The organism is Ostreiculturibacter nitratireducens (assembly GCF_032670585.1).
Taxonomy (GTDB): Bacteria; Pseudomonadota; Alphaproteobacteria; order Rhodobacterales; family Rhodobacteraceae; genus Ostreiculturibacter; species Ostreiculturibacter nitratireducens.
The window spans coordinates 274908-295872 of sequence record NZ_JAVQHL010000004.1; the positions used below are offsets into that span (position 1 = coordinate 274908).

A 20965-nucleotide genomic window follows, 5' to 3' on the forward strand; every position below is an offset into this window, starting at 1 on the left:
TGCCATGCGGCAGATCTAACGGCGGCGCGGGCGACGCGCCTTGCTCAAGGTCAAATCCGGGTGCCGTGCGGAACCGCCCTCAGCCATCCTCGCCGCCAATGAGCGCCCGGACTCGGGCGGCGAAATCCTCGCCCCGTTTCTCGAAATTCGCGTACTGGTCGAAGGAGGCCGCCGCAGGCGCCAGAAGCACAACCTCCCCCGGCTCCGCCTCTTCGGCCGCGCGCGCGACGGCGCGTTCCATCGTCTCGCAGATCTCGTGTGGCGTTCCGCCGAGTTCCAGCGCGAAGTCCCGCGCCGAGTGGCCGATCAGGTAGGCCTTCACCACGGAGCCGAGATGGGGCTGCAGGCCAGCGATGCCGCCTTCCTTGCCGAGCCCGCCCGCGATCCAGCGGATCCGCTTGAACGCCTGCAATGCCTTCGCCGCGCTGTCCACGTTGGTTGCCTTCGAGTCGTTCACGAAACGGACGCCGTCCCTCTCGCCCACCGTCTGCGATCGATGCGGCAGGCCCTCGAAGGAATGGAATGCCCCCTCGATCAGCTTCGGCGCGACGCCCAGCGCCCGCACCGCCGCATAGGCCGCGCAGGCGTTCTGATGGTTGTGCTCTCCGGGCAGACCCTTCACCTCGCGCAGGTCGATCGAGGCGACCTGCCGCCCCTTCCGCCATTCCGCGAGGAACCCCTTCCGCGCGAAGACCGACCAGCCGTAATCCCCGAGCTTGTGGCTGGAGGAAATCCGGATCACCCGGTCATCCCCCGGCCCCTGCGAGAGTTGATTGGCGAGGAATGCGCCCTCGAATTCATCGACGCCGATGACCGCCCGGTCCGGCCCGCCCTCGGCGAAGAGCCGGCGCTTGGCAGCGAAGTAGCCGCCAAGCCCGCCGTGCCGGTCGAGGTGATCGGGCGAGAGGTTGGTGAAGACGGCGATGTCGGGGGTCAGCGCGCGGGCGAGTTCGGTCTGATAGCTCGACAACTCGATGACGACCACCTCGCCGTCATGCGCGGGATCGATGTCCAGAACGCCGCGGCCGATGTTCCCGGCCATCTGTGTCGGCCGCCCCGCGACCTTGAGGATATGATGGATCAGCGCCGTCGTCGTCGATTTGCCGTTCGATCCCGTGACCGCGACGACGCGCGGAACCTGGTCGAACGAGTCCCAGTCCCGGGTGGCGAAAGACCGGAAGAACAGGCCAATGTCGTTGTCCACCGGAACTCCGGCCGCGACGGCGGCGGCGATGACCGGGTTGGGCTTCGGGTAGAGATGCGGGATGCCCGGCGAGACGATCAGCGCCGCGACCCCCTCCCACGCCCCGTTCCGCGTGAGATCATGGCAGGCGAAGCCCTGCGCCTCGGCATTGGCCCGCGCCTCGGGGCTGTCGTCCCACAGAAGCGCCTCGGCGCCGCCACCGGCGAGCGCCCGGGCCGTGGCGAGGCCGGAACGGCCCAAGCCCAGCACCGCGACCCTCTGCCCCTCGTATCCCCTGACCGGAATCATTTCCCGCCCCCGGCTGCACCAGTTTCAAAAACGTCGGCGGGGCTGACCACCCCCCGGCCCTCACCGCACCTTGAGCGTCGCGAGCCCGATGAGCGCGAGGATCAGCGAGATAATCCAGAACCGGATCACGATCTGCGGCTCGGCCCAACCCTTCTTCTCGAAGTGGTGGTGGATCGGCGCCATCAGGAAGACCCGCCGCCCAGTGCGCTTGAAATAGGCCACCTGGATGATCACCGAAAGCGCCTCGACCACGAACAGCCCGCCAACGATCGCCAGAACGATCTCGTGCTTCGTCACCACCGCGATGGCGCCAAGCGCGCCGCCAAGCGCGAGGGAGCCAGTATCCCCCATGAACACCGCCGCAGGCGGCGCGTTGTACCACAGGAACCCGAGCCCGCCGCCGATGAGCGCCGCGGCGAAGATCAAAAGTTCGCTCGTGCCCGGCACGTAGTGGACATCGAGGTAGTTGGCGAAGACCGAGTTGCCGACGAAATAGGCGATGATCCCCAGCGCCCCAGCCGCGATCATCACCGGCATGATGGCAAGCCCGTCGAGCCCGTCGGTCAGGTTGACCGCGTTCGCCGCGCCTACGATCACGATCATCGAGAAAGGCACGAAGAAGAGGCTCAGGTTGATGAGCACGTCCTTGAAGAACGGAAGCGCCAGCTGGTTCGTCAACTCGTCCGGGTGCACCCAGGCCGCGATCGCCGCCGCGACGGCGGCCAGTGCCAGTCCGACGAGGAACCGGACGCGCGAAGAGACGCCCTTCGTCGACTGCTTCGTGACCTTCGCGTAGTCGTCGGCGAAGCCGATGAGCCCGAACCCGCAGGTCACGCCCAGAACGATCCAGACATAGGCGTTCGTCAGCTGCGCCCAGAGAAGCGTACTGACGAGCAGCGAGGACAGGATCAGGAGCCCACCCATCGTCGGCGTGCCGGCCTTCGCGAAATGGCCCTGCGGCCCGTCATCGCGGATCGGCTGGCCCTTGCCCTGCTTGCGCCTCAGAAGGTTGATGAGCGGCGGCCCGAAGAAAAGGCCGACGATGAGCGCAGTGAAGAACGCCCCGCCCGCACGGAACGTCACGTACTGGAAGAGGTTGAAGAAACCCCCGCCATCCGACAGGTTCTTCAGCCAATAGAGCATTCACTCCACCCCGCGCATTTCACCGGCGCCCACCTGCCCCAGTTTGCGGATCGCGTCAACGACGAGGCTGACTTTCGATCCCTTCGATCCCTTGACCAGCACAACATCGCCCGCGTCGGCGATGTGATGCGCCCGTTCGGCCAGGGCCGTCGCGGTTTCATGCCATTCGCCGCGACGGGACTGCGGCAGCGCCTCCCAGAGCGCGCGCATCCTCGGGCCGACGCAGTGCACCGTATGGATACGCGACATCATCGGATGCGCCGCGATCGCCGCGTGCAGGGTCGCCTCGTCCGGGCCGAGTTCCAGCATGTCACCCAGAACTGCGATCCGGCGGCCCTCGCGGACGCGGCCCACGCCGTCCTGCGTCTCGGCAGCGCCGAGGACATCGAGCGCGGCGGCCATCGAGGCGGGGTTTGCATTATAGGCATCGTCTATCAACTCGATCGCGAGGTGATCCTCCACGACGTCGAGCACGATCCTCTCCCGCGCGCCGCGGCCGGCGGGCGGGACCCATTCTCCGAGGTCGCAGGCGGCGACGACGGGATCGGCCCCGAGCGCCTCCGCAACGGCGATCACGCCAAGCGCATTCATGGCGAAATGCCGCCCTGCGGTACGAACCTTGAACAGGATCGGCTGGCCGCCATTCTCGCGGCGGACCGCTCGCACGACAGTCGTATCGCGCGAAAGCTGCACATCGCTCAGGCGGTAATCCGCATCGGCCGCCCCTGTCCCGCCGAATGTCAGCACCCGTCCCGCATGGCGCGCCGCAGCCTCGGCGAGGATCGGACTCACGCCAAGGTCGGCCGGGTAGACAGCGATGCCGCCGGGTTCCAGTCCCTCGAAGATCGCGGCCTTTTCACGCGCGATCGCCTCCAGGCTGTCGAAGGCCTCCAGATGCGCCGGCGCGACCGTGGTGATCAACGCCACGTGCGGGCGCGCCTGCCGCGCAAGCGGCGCGATCTCACCCGGATGGTTCATGCCGATCTCGATCACGGCAAAATCGGCGTCGCGCGGCAACCGGGCGAGGGTCAGCGGCACGCCCCAATGGTTGTTGAAGCTTGCCTCGGCGGCATGGACCGAACCCTGAGCCGAAAGGACCGCCCGCAGCATCTCCTTGGTCGAGGTCTTCCCGACCGAACCCGTGACACCCACGACGCGCGCCCTTGCCCGCGCCCGTCCGGCGCGGCCCAAGTTCTCTAGCCCCTTCAGGACGTCCGGCACGATCAGGAGCGGATCATCCTCGGTGCAGCCCTCAGGCATGCGCGACACCAGTGCCGCCGCGGCGCCTTTCCTGAGCGCGTCGGCCACGAAATCGTGCCCGTCCCGGGCGTCCTTCAGCGCCACGAACAGGTCGCCGGCCGCCAGCGCGCGGCTGTCGATCGACACGCCCGTCACGGCGAAATCCCGCGTCGCGCGCCCTCCGGTCGCCGCGACGGCCTCCGCCGAAGTCCACAGAACGCTCATATCCGGCCCTCCAGCGCGGCCACGGCGACGCTCGCCTGTTCGGCATCGTCGAATGGATAGACATCGGTGCCGATGGTCTGGCCTGTCTCGTGTCCCTTGCCGGCGATCAGCAGCGCGTCCCCCGGCCCCAGCGCATCGACGCCACGAAGGATCGCCTCGGCCCGGTCGCCCACTTCGGTCGCCTCCGGGCAGGCCGCGAGGATTTCGGCGCGGATCGCGGCGGGGTCCTCGCTTCTCGGGTTGTCGTCGGTCACGAAGACGACGTCGGCATGTTCCGCCGCAGCACGGCCCATCAGCGGACGCTTGCCCCGGTCACGGTCGCCGCCCGCGCCGAGAACGACGACGATCCGGCCAAGGACGTGCGGGCGCAGCGCCTGAAGGGCTGTGGCGACCGCGTCGGGCGTATGGGCGTAGTCCACGAACACCGCCGCGCCATTGTCGCGCGTGGCAGCAAGCTGCATCCGCCCCCGCACCGTCGCAAGCTGCGGCAGCGTGGCGAAAACCGCCTCTGGCTCTTCGCCGCCAGCGATCGCGAGCCCCGCCGCGGCAAGCACGTTGGCGGCCTGGAAACCGCCGATGAGGTTCAGCCGCACGAGGTGCGGCGCACCCTGCCAGGAAAAGCGCAGATCCTGCCCGGTCGCATCGAAACGCTGGCCAAGGATGCGCAGGTCGGCCGCGTCCGTCTGCCCGACGCCGATGATCCGCTGTCCGCGGGCGCGGGCGATCCCGGCCATGTCCGCTCCGCGCGGATCATCGAGGTTGATCACCGCCACGCCGTCTTCGGGAAGGACGCGGGCAAAGAGCCCCGCCTTCGCATCGAAATATTCGTCGAAGCTCGCGTGGTAATCGAGATGGTCCTGCGTGAAGTTCGTGAACGCCGCCGCCGCAAGCCGCACGCCGTCGAGCCTGCGTTGCGCGAGCCCGTGAGAGGAGGCTTCCATCGCCGCGTGCGTCACCCCGGCCGCCGCCATCCGCGCGAGAAGCCGATGAAGCGTGATGGGTTCCGGCGTCGTATGCCCGGAAGGCGCGGTGAAGGCGCCCTCGACGCCCGTGGTGCCGATATTGGCGGCGAGAAGCCCCAGATGGGTCCAGATCTGGCGCGTGAACGTCGCGACCGAAGTCTTGCCGTTGGTGCCGGTGACCGCGACCATCGTCTCGGGCTGCGCCTCGAACCAGAGAGCCGCCGCAAAGGAAAGCGCCTGGCGCGGGTCCTCGGCAATGACCAGGGCGGCGTTCGATCCGGCAAGTTCGGCCCGTGCAATGTCCGCTCCGGTCCGGTCGGTCAGGATGGCGCCAGCCCCCATGCGCAGCGCATACTGGATGAACTCCGCCCCGTGCACCTTGGTGCCCGGCAGGGCCGCGAAAAGATGGCCCGGTTTGACCTGGCGGCTGTCCACGGAAAGCCCGGTGACGCGCGCCTCGCGCCCCTGAAGGGCAGTCAGGCCGAGATCCGCCAGCGACTTGACCGCTGCCGCCCCGTCCTCGTTGGCGACGCTGCCCATATCTCGTGCCCTCCGCCGCTTGTGCGGCCACCCGTTGCGCCCCTTAGTTGCGGACGAGTGTTACTCCAATCTCCTGCTCGGGTTCAACCACCGGCCGGAGCCCCAGAAGCGGAGCCGCCCGGCGGATGATCTCCGCCGCGACCGGGACCGCGGTCCAGCCCGCTGTCCGGCGAGGCTCCGTCCCCGATGTTTCCACTGGTTCGTCAAGGGTTACGACGAGAACATATGCTGGATCATGCGCTGGAAAGACGCTGGCGAAGGTCGCGATCACCTTGTCGTCATAGTAGCCCCCGCCGGTCGGCTTGGGCTTGTCCGCCGTGCCCGTCTTGCCCGCGACCGCATAGCCTGAGACGTCCCCGAAGCTCGCCGTGCCCCGCGTCACGACCGCGCGCAGCATCGAAAGGACCTCGGCCGCCGTATCGCCCGAAAGCACGCGCAGTCCGGTCGCGGCGGTGTCCCGCTTCAGGATCGTCGGCGACACCTTGACCCCGCCATTGGCGATCGTCGCGTAGGCCGTCGCCAGATGGAGCGGGCTGGCCGAAAGGCCGTGACCGTAGGAGATCGTCATGGTGGAGATGTCGCTCCATTTCGGCGGCAGGAGCGGCTTGCCCGTCGGCGCCTCGACCAGTTCGATGGACGTCGGCTCGAAGAAGCCGAGGGACTTCAGGAAGGTCTGCTGCCTTTCCGGGCCGATCTCGGTCGCGATGCGCGCGGTGCCGATGTTCGACGACTTCACGATCACGTCGGTGACGGAGAGGCGCGGGCCGTAGTTGTGGAAATCGCTGATACGGAACCGGCCCCAGCGCAGGGGTCCCTGCGTGTCGACCATCGACGCAGGCTGCACGAGGTCGAGTTCCAGCGCCTGGGCGATCGCGAAGATCTTGAAGGTGGACCCGAGTTCATAGACGCCCTGAACCGCCCGGTTGAACAGCGGGCTTTCGCTGGCCAGCCCCTTCGCCGGAGGGGCCGGACGGGTGTTCGGGTCGAAATCCGGCAGCGAGACCATCGCGATCACCTCGCCGGTCCTCACGTCCATCAGGACAGCCGCCGCGCCCTTCGCATCCATGAGCTTCATGCCGCCATAGAGGACTTCCTCGACCGCGGCCTGCACCGACAGGTCGAGCGAAAGCTGAAGCGGGTGACCGCCGTTCGCGGGATCGCGAAGCCAGGCGTCGAATGTCTTCTCGACGCCCGCGACGCCGATTACCTCGGCCGAGCGCACGCCTTCGCGGCCGAAGCTCGCGCCGCCAAGGACATGCGCGGCAAGCTTGCCGTTCGGATAGAGCCGCATCTCGCGCGGGCCGAACAGGAGCCCCGGATCGCCGATGTCATGCACGGCCTGCATCTGCTCGGGCGAGAGTTTCTTCTTTATCCACAGGAACTTGCGCTTCCCGGTGAACTCCTCGACCAGATCGGCTTCGTCGAGATCCGGGAAGATCGCGGCCAGTTCCTTCGCCACCCTCTCGGGATCGACCATCATCTGCGGCTGCGCATAGAGGGAATGTGTGGCCAGGTTGGTGGCCAGCACCCTGCCCTCGCGGTCCACGATGTCTGCGCGCTGCGCGATGATCGAGGCGCCGGTCACGGCGGCGCGGGGCTCCACCGGCTCCGCGGCCGATAGCATGCCCATCCTGCCACCCACCACGGCGAAAGCCGCGAAGAAGAATACACCCAGGATCAGGAGCCGCCCCTCGGCGCGCACCCGCATCTTGTCGCGCATCAGTTCGTGCCGCAGGCGGCGGTTTTCGCGTTCGATCGCGTCGGGGTTCTCGCCCTTCTCTCGGGCCCGAAGGATCCGGGCGAGCGGGCGCAGCGGGGTGCGGATCATGGGCGCGTCTCCTCGGCGATGGTCTCGACGGGATCGGTGATCGGCGGAAGGTCCGGCATGGGGTAGGCCACGGCCGAGACCGAGCCGAACTGCTCCGGCATCAGCGGCATCAGCCCGAGGCGGTCATAGTTGATCGCGGCGAGTTCGCGAAGTCGCTCGGGCCGGTTCAGATAGGCCCATTCGGCCCGGAGAACACCGAGGGAATCGCGTAGTCCCGCGATTTCCCGTTGCAGGTCCTCGACCTCGGACAGGGCGGCCTGGGTGCGGTAGTTCTCGCGATAGGCCCAGACGGCGAGCCCCATGACGGAAAGGGCGGTCAGCACGAACAACAGCGAACGCATCGTCTCAACCTCCTGTCAGGGCGGGCTTCGGAAGCCCCATCGCGGCGCGCGAAACGGGCTCGGGGGGCGCGGAGGTGCGCACGCCAACGCGAAGCTTCGCGGAACGCGCGCGGGGATTGCGGGCAACTTCCTCCTCGTCCGGGCCGATGGCGCGGCGGGTTTTCAGGGTGAAGGCGGGTTCGGCCTGAGCGCGCGCGGGGGCATGGCGGCTGCCTTGCCCCTCGGCGCCGGACCGAAGCTGGAAGAACCGCTTCACGATGCGGTCCTCCAGTGAATGGAAGGTGACGACAGCAAGGTGCCCGCCGGGCTTCAGCGCGCGCTCGGCGGCCTGGAGCCCCTCGGCCAGCTGTCCGAATTCGTCGTTCACGGCAATGCGGATCGCCTGGAAGCTGCGGGTCGCGGGGTGGCTCTGCCCCGGCTTCGGGCGCGGCAGGCAGCGTTCGACCACGGCGGCGAGTTGCCGGGTGGTGGCAAAGGGTTCGGTCTGCCGTCCGGCCACGATCGCGCGGGCGATGCGGCGGGCGGCGCGCTCCTCGCCATAGTGAAAGAGAATGTCGGCCAGGTCCGCCTCCGACGCGGAGTTGACGATGTCCGCAGCGGTGGGCCCGGTGTCGCCCATCCGCATGTCGAGGGGCCCTTCCTTCTGGAAAGAAAAGCCCCGCTCGGCCTGGTCGAGCTGCATGGAGGACACGCCGAGGTCCAGCACCACGCCGTCGAGCGGCTCGCCCGCCAGTTCGTCCATTTCGGAGAACGTGCCCTCGACCAGCCGCAGCCGGTCGCCGAAGTCGCCGGCCCAGGACTGGGCCATGCGGAAAACGGACGGATCGCGGTCCACGCCGATGACCCTCTCCGCGCCCGCCTCAAGCAGCGCGCGCGTGTAGCCGCCCGCGCCGAAGGTTCCGTCCAGCCACACGCCTTCGACCGGGGCCACGGCCTCGATCAGCGGCCCGATCAGAACGGGGATGTGCGGGTCTTGCCTGTCGGTCGTGGCGGCGGCAGCGGCCATGGCCTAACCCCTCGGCCTTGCCGGCAGGAGGCTTCTCGGGTCGAAATCGTCGGGATAAGCCTCGGCCAGCTTCCGCGCGCGGCTGCCGGCGGTTTCTGCGTATGTCTCGGGTTTCCAGATCTTGAAATAGTCGCCGGCCGAGATGAAGAAGGCCTCGCCTTCGAGGCCGATCTTCTCGCGAAGCTTCTGCGGCAGGACGAGCCGGCCGTCATCGTCGATCGTCGTCTCGATCGACTGGCCGTGCATGAGTTCCTCGAGCCAGAGCCGTTCGGGCGAGCCGCGCTGCATGTCTTCGATCTGTTCGTCGATCTCCTCGATCGCCTTCATCGTGTAGACTTCGAGCCAGTCCTGACGATCGTCGCCGTAGACGATCACGATGTTGGGGCGGAGACCTTCCTTCCATTCGGGGTCCGAGGCTTCGATGACACGGCGAAACGCGGCAGGGATGGATACCCTGCCCTTGGCGTCCACCCTGAACGTCTCCGACCCTCTGAACCTGCGTGCCAAAGGCCCGCACTCCTTGCGCCTGTCCCGTTCCCGCCCGGAAACCGGGCCCTTGAGACGACAACGGCGGATCGGGCTGCTGCCACTGCCCAATCCGCCGCCCTCGTCCCATCTCTGGGTTCGTCCGGTCCAGCGGGCCACCTGGGGGGATGTCTGCTCGCCCGCGCGCCGGATCTCTCGTTTTCGGTGGAAAGCGGGTGCCTGTATGAAACCTGCTTTTGCCTTGTTGGGGTCTTGCCGCCCCGTCCTTTCGGCCCGTTTTCCTACCGTGACTTAGGGATGACATGGGAATTCATGGGAAGCAACAGTTTTCTTGGCCGATTCTCAATTCCCCTGAAGCAGGAAGATCAAGGAAATCAAAGATTGAAGCGCGGATTCCGGCTGCAGTCTCAGAACATTGAGCCCTGCGAGATTAAAGGCACAACATATAGATATTCCCATGGAAAACGGAATTTCCCATGAAATCCCAAATTGATCCGGCACCAGAGCCCTCAGCGGGCACCTTCAATGTCCAGACGGCTAGATTTCACGGCAGAATCCGGACGATCCACCCGTAGGTGATTCGTTTCTTGCGCCAGATTCCGGGTTTTTCCCGTGAGTTCCCGTGGCCAGCCCGCGGGTCAGGCCATGCCGCCTGCGACAAGCCGCGCGGCAAGCCGCGCATATGCCTCGGCCACCGGACCCTCGCCCGCGGCGATGGGGGTTCCCGAGTCCCCCGCCTGGCGCACTTCGAGCGCGAGCGGGATCTCCCCGAGGAACGGCACGCCGAGCGCCTCCGCCTCGGCGCGCACGCCACCGTGACCGAAGATATGCGCCTCGTGCTTGCAGTTCGGACAGATATAGGACGACATGTTTTCGACGAGGCCGAGGACCGGCGTCTTCATCTTGGAGAACATGTCGATCGCGCGCCGCGCATCGATCAGCGCCACGTCCTGCGGCGTGGACACCACGATCGCACCCGTCAGATGCGCGCGCTGGCCGAGCGTCAGCTGTACGTCGCCCGTGCCCGGCGGCAGGTCCACGATCAGAACGTCGAGGTCACCCCAGGCGACCTGGGTAAGAAGCTGCTGAAGCGCGCCCATGAGCATCGGCCCGCGCCAGATGACGGCCTCGCCTTCCTTCAGAAGCAGTCCGAGCGACATCATGGTGACGCCATGAGCCTTCAGGGGAATGATGGTCTTGCCGTCCGGCGAGGCAGGTCGTTCCGAGACACCCATCATCCGCGGCTGGGACGGGCCATAGATGTCGGCATCAAGCAGACCGACCCGCCGCCCCTGCCGCGCCAGCGCCACGGCAAGGTTCGAGGCGAGCGTCGATTTGCCGACCCCACCCTTGCCCGAGGCCACGGCGATGATCCGGTCGATCCCGGCGATCTTCTCCGGCCCCGCCTGCGGCGTCGGGTGGCCGCCGATCTTGAGGTTCGGCGGCTGAGGCTTCTGCGCCGGACCATGCGCGGTCAGAACGGCGGAGACATTGGTGACGCCGGGCAGACGCCGCACGGCGGCCTCCGCTGCGGCGCGGACCGGTTCCATCCCGCGGGCGGTTTCCGGTGTCGCCGTCTCGATGACGAACCGGACCGCGTCCGATTCAACGGCCAAGGCACGGATCATGTCGCGTGAGACCAGATTCCCGCCATCGGGCAGGGAAATCCGCTCCAGCGCCGCTACGACCTCGTCCTTCGTGACCGACATGATCCAACCTCCGACTGATTTCGCGGCAAGATCGTCAGGTTCGGAGCAAAGGACAAGGGCCGGGACCCAACTTGCCGGATATTTGAGCAGTAACACCCTCGGAGAAGCCAAAAATAGGTCAGAACGGGTTATGCAGTTGCTGCATGGCAGCAATGTCGCATCATGCGTTGTGCAGTCGCAGCATTCGAACCATGTTGGGTCCAACAGCGCAGATAGCGCTATCGAACAAGACTGAGGCAACGAACATGGCACTCGCACACGACATTCGCATCGCTGACGGCGGCATCTTCCAGCGACTCGCGGCCGTCGCCCGGGAAATTCAGGAGACGCGCCAGCGTCGTCGGGTGTTCAAGCAGACGCTCCGTGAACTGAACCAACTGTCGAACCGTGAACTCGCGGATCTCGGCATTGCCCGTTCGATGATCACCCGCGTGGCCCACGAAGCCGCGTACGGAAAGTAAGTTTCCCTTCCTGGCCCCCTCCTCCTCCCCGGGGTCCGGAAATCGGCGGTCCTGCTCCTCCTCCTCCCTGAGCAGGACCGCCAGAAACAAGGGTCCCGAGGACCCGACGGCAAGCGACGCCCCGACCTCCTCCCCGAGGGCATCGTGACGAAGAGCGGCGGCTCCCTCCTCCTCCCTGGAGCCGCCGCATCTTCCGGAAGCCGGGGCCGGCATGGCCCGAACAGGATACGGATCCGCCCCTCCTCCTCCCTGGGCGGCCCGTAGCGAAGGTGGGTGACGGCGCCTCCTCCCTGAGCCGTCACCCCCATTCGCCCGGATACGAAGGCCCTTCCTCCTCCCTGGGCTGACGTTGCAGACGGCGGTGCCACCTCCTCCCGGCGCCGCCGTTTTTTCTTGCCTGCCGGAAACCCGCGGCGGCCCTTTGCGGGCCACGCCTTTCCTCTCGCCTGCGCGCCTTCGCGCTCCGGCTCGGCGATTGCCCTGATTGGAGGGTCAGAACGGGATGTCGTCGGCCTGGTCCGCGGGCAGCACATAGCCCGCAACGACGTGCTTCACGCCGGCCTTGTCGAAGGACACTTCCAGCTTGTCGCCCTCGATCGCCTCGACCGTGCCATAGCCGAACTTCTTGTGGAAGACCCGGTCGCCCTCGGTGAAGGCCGAAACCGCGTCGAGGTCGATGACCACGTTGCGCGACTCGCGCGGCTGCGCGAGCGGGCGGGACCCCGCGCGGTCCTGCATCCGCTTCCAGCCCGGCGAATTGTAGGCATTGGCGGATGCCGCACGGTCCTCGAGGGTGCTTTCGCGGGGCGCGGCGCCAAATCCGCCACCAAGGCCGCCGCCGTAGAGGCCGGGGGCGGTCAGCACCTCGACATGGGAGGCGGGAAGCTCGTCGATGAAACGCGAGGGAAGCGCGGATTGCCACTGGCCGTAGACCCGTCGGTTGCCGGCGAACGAGATCGTGCAAAGCCGCTCGGCGCGTGTGATGCCGACGTAGGCCAGGCGGCGTTCCTCCTCGAGACCCTTCAGGCCGGATTCGTCCATGGAACGCTGAGAGGGGAACAACCCGTCCTCCCAGCCCGGCAGGAAAACGGCCGGGAATTCCAGCCCCTTGGCGGCATGAAGCGTCATGATGTTGACCTTCTCGGCCGCGTCCTCCTGTTCGTTGTCCATGATCAGCGCGACGTGTTCGAGGAACCCTTGCAGGTTCTCGAACTGCTCGAGCGCCTTCACGAGTTCCTTGAGGTTCTCGAGCCTACCCGGCGCCTCGGGCGTCTTGTCGTTCTGCCACATCTCGGTGTAGCCGGATTCGTCAAGGATCTGCTCGGCAAGCTCGACGTGGTTCGTCCCGTCCTGCCGCGTCAAGCGGTGCCAGCGATCCACGTTCTCGACGAAGAGCCTCAGCTGCCCCCCGCCCTTGCCGGAAATCTTGCCGGAGGACACGACGTAGCGCGCGGCTTCCAGAAGGTTCGTGCCGTCCTCCCTTGCCTGCGTCTGGATCGTCTGCTGGGCCTTGTCGCCGAGGCCGCGTTTCGGCGTGTTGACGATCCGTTCGAAGGCGAGATCGTCCTCGGGGCTGACGGCGAGGCGGAAATAGGCCATCGCGTCGCGGATCTCCAAACGCTCGTAGAAGCGGGGCCCGCCGATCACCCGGTAGGGCAGGCCGATCGTGAGGAAGCGGTCCTCGAAGGCGCGCATCTGGTGCGACGCGCGGACGAGGATTGCCTGATCGTCGAGCGAGACCGGCTCCATTCCACGCGTGCCGCGTTGCAGGGCCTCCATCTCCTCCCCGATCCAGCGCGCCTCCTCCTCGCCGTCCCAGTGGCCGATGAGGCGGACCTTCTCGCCCGCCTCGGCCTCGGTCCAGAGCGTCTTGCCGAGGCGTCCGGCATTCGCGGTGATGAGGCCGGACGCGGCGGCGAGGATATGAGGCGTGGAGCGGTAGTTTTGTTCGAGGCGCACGACCTTGGCGCCGGGGAAATCCTTTTCGAACCGCAGGATGTTGCCGACCTCGGCGCCGCGCCAGCCGTAGATCGACTGGTCGTCGTCACCGACGCAGCAGATGTTCTTGTGCCCGCCCGCAAGAAGCCGCAACCAGAGATACTGGGCGACGTTCGTGTCCTGGTACTCGTCCACGAGGATGTAGCGGAACCAGCGCTGGTATTGCGACAGGACGTCGGGATGCGCCTGGAAGATCGTGACCATGTGCAGGAGGAGGTCGCCGAAATCCACCGCGTTCAGCGCCTTCAGGCGCTGCTGGTAGGCTGCGTAAAGCTCCGTCCCCATGTGGTTGAAGGCGGAGGCTTCGGCGGTTGGCACCTTTTCGGGCGTCCAGGCGCGGTTCTTCCAGTGGTCGATGAATCCCGCGAGTTGCCGGGCCGGCCAGCGTTTCTCGTCGATGTTCGCTGCCGCGATGAGCTGCTTCAGGAGCCGGATCTGGTCGTCCGTATCGAGGATCGTGAAATTCGACTTCAGCCCGACAAGTTCGGCATGGCGGCGCAGGAGCTTCACGCAGATCGCATGGAAGGTGCCGAGCCACGGCATCCCCTCCACCGCCTCGCCCAGAAGCCGCCCCACGCGATCCTTCATCTCGCGCGCGGCCTTGTTGGTGAAGGTCACGGCAAGGATCTCGTTCGGGCGCGCGCGACCGGTCACAAGAAGATGCGCGATTCTCGCCGTCAGCGCGCGCGTCTTGCCGGTGCCGGCGCCCGCGAGCATCAGCACGGGGCCGTCGAGCGCCTCGACCGCCTCGCGTTGCGCGGGATTGAGCCCGTCGAGATAGGGCGCGGGCCGGGCCGCCATGGCGCGCCGGCTCAGAGGCAGATCGGCCGCGAATGCATCAGGATCGTCAAAGGTGCTCATGGCGTCAATCTAGCCTTTGTCGCGATGGAGTTAAAGAATTGTTCGCATATTGTTCCTCACCCAGCGTGCCCCGTGCCACCTTCGCGCCAGGGGCGGATCCGGATGCCATCGCGGCGCGCGATTCACCCTTGGACGGGAGCCTTCCGCTTCGCGAATTTGTCACATAGCGTCGCCCGCGCTCTTGCGCCGCATCGCAGCGCGAGTAAGGTTCGCGCCACCTTTCGGGGAGGGGCAGATGCCGGAATTCAAGAAGATCCTTGTCGCCAACCGTGGCGAGATCGCCATCCGCGTGATGCGGGCCGCCAACGAGCTTGGCAAGAAGACGGTCGCCGTCTTCGCGGAAGAGGACAAACTCGGCCTGCACCGCTTCAAGGCGGACGAGGCCTACAGGATCGGCGCCGGGCTCGGCCCCGTGGCGGCCTACCTGTCGATCCCCGAGATCATCCGCGTCGCGAAGGAGTCGGGCGCGGACGCGATTCACCCCGGCTACGGCCTTCTGTCCGAGAACCCCGAGTTCGTCGAGGCCTGCGACAAGGCCGGCATCACCTTCATCGGGCCGAAGGCCGAAACCATGCGCGCGCTTGGCGACAAGGCCTCGGCGCGCCGGGTCGCGATCGAGGCGGGTGTGCCGGTGATCCCGGCGACCGAGGTGCTTGGGGACGACATGGACGAGGTGCGCCGCCAGGCGGCCGAGATCGGCTATCCCCTGATGCTCAAGGCCTCGTGGGGCGGCGGCGGTCGCGGTATGCGGCCGATCCAAGGCCCCGACGAGCTGGCCGAGAAGGTGCGCGAAGGCCGCCGCGAGGCCGAAGCCGCCTTCGGCAACGGCGAGGGCTACCTGGAAAAGATGATCCTGCGCGCGCGTCACGTCGAGGTGCAGATCCTCGGCGACAAGCACGGCGAGATCTATCACCTCTACGAACGTGACTGCACCGTCCAGCGGCGGAACCAGAAGGTCGTGGAGCGCGCGCCCGCGCCCTACCTGACCCCGGCGCAGCGCGAGGAGATTTGCGAGCTTGGCCGCCGGATCTGCGCGCATGTGAACTACGAATGCGCGGGAACGGTCGAGTTCCTGATGGATATGGACACCGAGAAGTTCTACTTCATCGAGGTGAACCCGCGCGTCCAGGTCGAGCACACCGTCACCGAGGAAGTGACGGGGATCGACATCGTCCAGGCCCAGATCAAGATCGCCGAGGGCAAGACGCTTGCCGAGGCGACGGGCGTCGCATCGCAGGACGGGGTCCGCCTTTCGGGCCATGCGCTCCAGTGCCGCGTCACGACCGAGGACCCGCAGAACAACTTCATCCCGGACTATGGCCGGATCACTGCCTACCGGTCGGCGACCGGCATGGGCATCCGCCTCGACGGCGGCACGGCCTATGCCGGCGGTGTCATCACCCGCTACTACGACTCGCTTCTCGTGAAGGTCACCGCCTGGGCGCAGACGCCGCAGCAGGCGATCGCGCGGATGGACCGCGCCCTGCGTGAGTTCCGGATCCGGGGCGTCTCGACGAACATCGCGTTCGTGGAGAACCTGCTGAAGCACCCGACCTTCCTGGACAACACCTACACCACCAAGTTCATCGACACGACGCCCGAGCTATTCGCCTTCCGCAAGCGCCGCGACCGGGCGACGAAGATCCTCACCTACATCGCCGACATCACGGTGAACGGGCACCCCGAAACGGTCGGCCGCCCGAAGCCCCCGGCAGATGCGCGCAAGCCCCGCGCCCCCGAGCTTCGCGCCGAGCCCGCCAAGGGCACCCGCAACCTTCTGGAAGAGAAGGGCCCGCAGGCCGTCGCCGACTGGATGGCCGCGCAGAAGAAGGTGCTGATCACCGACACGACGATGCGTGACGGGCACCAGTCGCTTCTGGCCACGCGAATGCGCTCGATTGACATGGTCAACATCGCGCCCGCCTATGCCGCGCACCTGCCCGAACTCTTCTCGGTCGAGTGCTGGGGCGGCGCCACGTTCGACGTGGCCTACCGCTTCCTCCAGGAGTGCCCCTGGCAGCGCCTGCGCGACCTCCGGGCGCGAATGCCGAACCTGATGACGCAGATGCTGCTTCGCGCGTCCAACGGCGTCGGCTACACGAACTACCCCGACAACGTCGTGCAGGAGTTCGTGCGGCAGGCCGCGACGACGGGGGTCGACGTGTTCCGCGTCTTCGACTCGCTCAACTGGGTCGAGAACATGCGCGTCGCCATGGATGCGGTCGTGGAGAACGACAAGGTCTGCGAAGGCGCGATCTGCTACACGGGCGACATCCTGAACCCGGACCGCGCGAAGTACGACCTCAAGTACTACGTCGAGATGGGCAAGGCGCTGAAGGCTGCCGGCGCCCACGTTCTCGGCCTGAAGGACATGGCGGGCCTTCTGAAGCCCGCCGCGGCGCGCGCCCTGTTCAAGGCACTCAAGGAAGAAGTCGGCCTGCCGATCCACTTCCACACGCACGACACCTCCGGCATCGCTGGCGCAACGATCCTCGCCGCTTGCGAAGCGGGTGTGGACGCTGTCGACGCCGCGATGGACGCGTTCTCGGGCGGCACCTCGCAGCCCTGCCTCGGCTCCATCGTCGAGGCGCTGCGCCACACCGAACGCGACACCGGCCTCGACGTGCAGGCCATCCGCGAGATCTCGAACTACTGGGAAGCGGTGCGCCACCAGTATGCCGCGTTCGAGGCCGGGCTCGAGGCGCCCGCCTCCGAGGTCTACCTGCACGAAATGCCGGGCGGTCAGTTCACCAACCTCAAGGCGCAGGCGCGCTCGCTCGGCCTCGAGGAGCGCTGGCACGCGGTCGCGCAGGCATATGCGGACGCCAACCAGATGTTCGGCGACATCGTGAAGGTCACGCCCTCCTCGAAGGTCGTGGGCGACATGGCGCTGATGATGGTCGCGCAGGGGATGACCCGCGATCAGGTCGAGGATCCGAATACGGACGTGGCGTTCCCCGACTCCGTCGTCGACATGATGAAGGGCAACCTCGGTCAACCGCCCGGAGGCTGGCCGAAGGGCATTCAGGCCAAGGTCCTGAAGGGCGAAAAGCCGATGACCGACCGCCCCGGCAAGCATCTGCCGCCGGTGGATCTTGAAACGGTCCGCGCGCAGGTCTCGAAGGAGCTAGAAGGCTTCAAGGTCGATGACGAGGACCTGAACGGCTACCTCATGTATCCGAAGGTCTTCCTCGACTACATGGGCCGCCACCGAACCTACGGCCCCGTGCGGACGCTCCCGACAAAGACCTTCTTCTACGGGATGGAACCGGGCGAGGAGATCACCGCCGAGATCGATCCCGGCAAGACGCTGGAGATCCGGCTCCAGACGGTCGGCGACACGACCGAGGACGGCGACGTCCGCGTGTTCTTCGAGCTGAACGGCCAGCCCCGGGTGATCCGGGTGCCGAACCGCCTCGTCAAGTCGGCGGCGACACAGCGGCCGAAGGCAGACCCGACCAACGCGAACCACATCGGCTCGCCGATGCCGGGGGTCCTGGCCTCCCTCGCCGTGTCCGTTGGCCAGAAGGTGAACCCGGGCGACCTTATCTTGACCATCGAGGCGATGAAGATGGAAACCGGCATCCATGCCGAAAGAGCCGCCACCGTGAAGGCCGTTCATGCCCAGCCAGGAGCCCAGATCGACGCCAAGGACCTTCTGGTCGAACTGGAATAAGAGAACGGCACTCGAAGATCGGCCGCCCTCCGGGGCGGCCGTCTGATTCAAAGGGGGGCCTGTCAGCTTCCCCAGACCGCCGGTGACCGGAAGGTCCCCCCCTATCGCGCGGCCAGATATTCCGGCTGGCCGGGCACCAGTCCTCCGGACATATATGTTGCGGATCGGCTTGCCGGGGACGATTCGATCCTCTCGCCACACGATTCGGCCACCTGAGGCACCAGGTTCGCCGACGCCGAGGCGAAGTCCGGCGCGAATCCACCGCTACGGGCTCCATCCCGGCCGCCGCACGTGACGGGCCGCTCCCGAGGCGAAAGTCCGGACCCGCCCCGCCCCTCACGACCGGCCTTTCGCGTGCCTCGGAAAGGGTCCATTTCCACGCGGCGTGCGCCTCCTCCCGCGCTGCACTCTTGTTTTCAAGGACGCTCCTCAAGCTGACGTTCCGGCGCCATCACCGGCGGAAAGCCCGTGGAACGCTAAGACGAAAACTTTTCTTCGTTACCCCCGATTTTCCCCTTGCAGCCGCCCGCGCGGCTTTATAAATCCTGCCCCACGAAAACGGTGCGGGCGTAGCTCAGGGGTAGAGCATAACCTTGCCAAGGTTAGGGTCGTGAGTTCGAATCTCATCGCCCGCTCCAATTTCGCTCCTTTTGGAGACAAACGAAAATGGGTCCCTAGCGGGGCCCGTTTCGCTTTTTGCCGGCCCCCTTTTTCCAAGCCGGGTCGAGGCCGCTCTCCCAGCATACGATCGGCACTCGAGGTGGGCTTAGCGGTCACGAAGGGTCCGACCGGGACAAAACGCAGCGATCAAGGCCACCCGAACAGAGCATTCAGCGCAGACTGGCGATGGGGAGGTCGAATGACTGAACGCGCATTGGGCGCGGAGCCCTTCCCATGCCCCCGCCCCGCCCCTATAAGGCCGCGAGAACCATTCCGGAGGCTCTGATGCGCAAGGTCAGCCTGACCCGAAAGACGGCCGAAACCGAGATTGCGGTCGAGGTGAACCTCGACGGCACCGGTGCCTATGAGAACAGCACAGGCGTCGGCTTTTTCGACCACATGCTGGACCAACTGGCGCGGCACTCGATGATCGACCTGAAGGTCACGGCCAAGGGCGACCTGCATATCGACGACCACCACACCGTCGAGGATACCGGCATCACGATCGGGAAGGCGCTGACCGAGGCGCTCGGCGACAAGCGCGGCATCCGCCGTTACGGCCATTTCCGTCTTGCGATGGACGACACGCAGGTAGCCTCGGCGCTCGACCTGTCGGGCCGGCCCTACCTCGTCTGGAACGTCGCCTTTCCGACCGGGAAGATCGGGACCTTCGACACCGAACTCGTGCGCGAGTTCTTCCAGGCGCTGTCGACGCATGGCGGGATCACGCTGCACGTCGACCTGATCCACGGGTTGAACAGCCACCACATCGCCGAGGCGGCGTTCAAGTCGGTCGCCCGATCGCTCCGCGAGGCGGTGGAGACCGACCCGCGCGCGGCGGGCGCGCTTCCTTCGACCAAGGGGGCCCTGTGAGCGGGCTGACCGTCCTCGTCGATTACGAGGCGGGCAACCTCCACTCGGCCGAAAAGGCGTTTCAGCGTATGGCGGCCGAAACCGGGGCCGGAACGGTGCTCGTCTCCGCACGGCCCGAGGACGTGGCCCGCGCCGACCGCATCGTGCTGCCGGGCGACGGGGCCTTCCCCGCGTGCAAACGCGAACTCGTGGCCAAGACCGGCCTCGTCGAGGCGCTGACCGAGGCGGTTGAGGACAGGGGCAGGCCCTTCCTCGGAATCTGCGTCGGCATGCAGCTTCTGGCGACCTGGGGGCGGGAATACGAGGACACGCCGGGCCTTGACTGGATCGGCGGTGAGGTCGTGCGCATTACGCCTGCCGACCCCGCGCTCAAGGTGCCGCACATGGGCTGGAACGATCTGATCATCGACCGGGCCCACCCGGTGCTCGACGGGATCGAGACGGGCGATCACGCGTATTTCGTGCATTCCTACCAGTTCCGCGTGACCGACCATGCCGATCTTGTCGCCCATTGCGATTATGCCGGCGACATCACCGCGATCGTCGGGAAGGGCAACGTGATCGGCACGCAGTTCCACCCGGAGAAGAGCCAGAAGACGGGACTCCGGCTCATCGCGAACTTCCTTTCGTGGCAGCCGTGAGCCCGCCCCGCGCCGTCCTCAGCTGGTCCTCGGGAAAGGACTGCGCCTTCGCGCTCGTCGAGGCCCGCCGGCTTGGCCTTGCCGACGTGGTGGCGATCCTGACCACGACCAACGAAGCCTTCGACCGGGTCGCGATGCACGGCACGCGGAACGCTCTGCTGCGTGCGCAGAGCGCGGCGCTCGGGCTGCCAGTCATCGAAGTGCCGCTGCCCTGGCCCTGCTCGAACGAGGAATACGAGGCGCGGATGGCCGCCGCGATGGAGAAGGTGGCAGCGCTCGGCGTCCGCCACATGGTCTTCGGCGATCTCTTTCTCGAGGACGTGCGCGCCTACCGGGAGGCGAAGCTCGCGCCCCTTGGCGTCGAGGCGATCTTTCCGCTCTGGGGCCGCAATACCGGAGACCTGGCGCGCGAGATGATCGCGGCGGGCGTCGACGCGCGTCTGGTGACGGTGGACCCGCGCCACCTCGACGCGAGCTTCGCCGGCCGGAAATTCGACGCGGCCCTTCTCGCCGATCTTCCGGACGCCGTGGACCCCTGCGGAGAGCGGGGCGAGTTTCACACTGCCGTCGTGGCCGGGCCGATGTTTTCCGCCCCTATCCCCGTACGCAATGGCGAGGTCGTCACCCGTGACGGCTTCGTCTTTGCCGACCTGATCCCCGAAGGCGACGCCTGATCCGATCGCGGCGCGGGTTTCCCGCGCCATTCCCCTTTGGGTCGCCCCCTGCCGGAACGGGCGCGCTGCGGGTGTCCGGCCGGGATATCTCCGGCCAGGTGAATATGCGTCAGGTCGCTTTGCATTCGCCGCGCCGCTGTGGCAAGAGGC

At 66.9% G+C, this 20965-nt stretch carries 15 protein-coding genes and 1 tRNA gene; 6 read left to right on the forward strand and 10 right to left on the reverse strand.

Annotated elements, in window-relative coordinates:
* Positions 1-79: 79 nt before the first annotated feature.
* The 9 genes from murD to ABCN56_RS18130 form a co-directional block, all read right to left on the reverse strand.
* Positions 80-1492, reverse strand: coding sequence for a UDP-N-acetylmuramoyl-L-alanine--D-glutamate ligase (murD, locus tag ABCN56_RS18090; protein ID WP_343082235.1), 1413 nt, complete (start codon positions 1490-1492; stop codon positions 80-82).
* A 60-nt stretch (positions 1493-1552) separates the two neighbouring features.
* Positions 1553-2635 carry a phospho-N-acetylmuramoyl-pentapeptide-transferase gene (gene mraY / locus ABCN56_RS18095; protein ID WP_343082236.1) on the reverse strand — a complete coding sequence of 361 codons (1083 nt, stop codon included), beginning with the start codon at positions 2633-2635 and terminating at the stop codon, positions 1553-1555.
* A complete protein-coding gene (locus ABCN56_RS18100) occupies positions 2636-4099 on the reverse strand; it encodes a UDP-N-acetylmuramoyl-tripeptide--D-alanyl-D-alanine ligase (RefSeq protein ID WP_343082237.1) in 1464 nt (487 codons plus the stop codon). It lies immediately after the preceding gene.
* The gene (locus ABCN56_RS18105) at positions 4096-5601 is read right to left on the reverse strand and encodes a UDP-N-acetylmuramoyl-L-alanyl-D-glutamate--2,6-diaminopimelate ligase (RefSeq protein WP_343082238.1); all 1506 of its coding nucleotides are present in this window, start codon (positions 5599-5601) and stop codon (positions 4096-4098) included. The genes ABCN56_RS18100 and ABCN56_RS18105 overlap by 4 nt, the downstream gene beginning before the upstream one ends.
* A 43-nt stretch (positions 5602-5644) precedes the next feature.
* Positions 5645-7429: a peptidoglycan D,D-transpeptidase FtsI family protein gene (locus ABCN56_RS18110; protein WP_343082239.1), complete on the reverse strand. Its 1785-nt coding sequence runs from the start codon at positions 7427-7429 to the stop codon at positions 5645-5647.
* Positions 7426-7770, reverse strand: a complete 345-nt coding sequence (gene ftsL / locus ABCN56_RS18115; protein WP_343082240.1) for a cell division protein FtsL — start codon at positions 7768-7770, stop codon at positions 7426-7428. Before ftsL ends, ABCN56_RS18110 begins: the two co-directional genes overlap by 4 nt.
* A gap of 4 nt (positions 7771-7774) precedes the next feature.
* Positions 7775-8776 (reverse strand): 16S rRNA (cytosine(1402)-N(4))-methyltransferase RsmH, encoded by a 1002-nt coding sequence (gene rsmH / locus ABCN56_RS18120; protein WP_343082241.1) that lies wholly within the window; start codon positions 8774-8776, stop codon positions 7775-7777.
* Positions 8777-8779: 3 nt separating this feature from the next.
* Positions 8780-9283: a division/cell wall cluster transcriptional repressor MraZ gene (mraZ, locus tag ABCN56_RS18125; protein WP_425466121.1), complete on the reverse strand. Its 504-nt coding sequence runs from the start codon at positions 9281-9283 to the stop codon at positions 8780-8782.
* A gap of 617 nt (positions 9284-9900) precedes the next feature.
* Positions 9901-10971: an Mrp/NBP35 family ATP-binding protein gene (locus tag ABCN56_RS18130; protein ID WP_343082243.1), complete on the reverse strand. Its 1071-nt coding sequence runs from the start codon at positions 10969-10971 to the stop codon at positions 9901-9903.
* 245 nt (positions 10972-11216) lie between these two features.
* Between ABCN56_RS18130 and ABCN56_RS18135 the strand changes: the two genes are divergently transcribed.
* Complete coding sequence (locus tag ABCN56_RS18135) at positions 11217-11432, forward strand: DUF1127 domain-containing protein (RefSeq protein ID WP_343082244.1); 216 nt, start codon at positions 11217-11219, stop codon at positions 11430-11432.
* A gap of 492 nt (positions 11433-11924) precedes the next feature.
* Here ABCN56_RS18135 and ABCN56_RS18140 read toward each other — a convergent pair whose 3' ends face one another.
* Complete coding sequence (locus ABCN56_RS18140) at positions 11925-14291, reverse strand: ATP-dependent helicase (RefSeq protein WP_343082245.1); 2367 nt, start codon at positions 14289-14291, stop codon at positions 11925-11927.
* Positions 14292-14526: 235 nt separating this feature from the next.
* Between ABCN56_RS18140 and ABCN56_RS18145 the strand changes: the two genes are divergently transcribed.
* From ABCN56_RS18145 to ABCN56_RS18165, 5 genes are all read left to right on the forward strand, one after another.
* A complete protein-coding gene (locus tag ABCN56_RS18145; RefSeq protein ID WP_343082246.1) occupies positions 14527-17967 on the forward strand; it encodes a pyruvate carboxylase in 3441 nt (1146 codons plus the stop codon).
* 563 nt (positions 17968-18530) lie between these two features.
* Positions 18531-18605: transfer RNA gene (locus ABCN56_RS18150), tRNA-Gly, on the forward strand.
* Between the two features lie 307 nt (positions 18606-18912).
* Positions 18913-19500: an imidazoleglycerol-phosphate dehydratase HisB gene (gene hisB / locus ABCN56_RS18155; protein WP_343082247.1), complete on the forward strand. Its 588-nt coding sequence runs from the start codon at positions 18913-18915 to the stop codon at positions 19498-19500.
* A complete protein-coding gene (gene hisH / locus ABCN56_RS18160) occupies positions 19497-20141 on the forward strand; it encodes an imidazole glycerol phosphate synthase subunit HisH (protein WP_343082248.1) in 645 nt (214 codons plus the stop codon). The genes hisB and hisH overlap by 4 nt, the downstream gene beginning before the upstream one ends.
* Entirely contained in the window at positions 20138-20815 is a 678-nt protein-coding gene (locus ABCN56_RS18165; protein WP_343082249.1) for a Dph6-related ATP pyrophosphatase, read from the forward strand. Before hisH ends, ABCN56_RS18165 begins: the two co-directional genes overlap by 4 nt.
* The last annotated feature ends 150 nt before the right edge of the window (positions 20816-20965 follow it).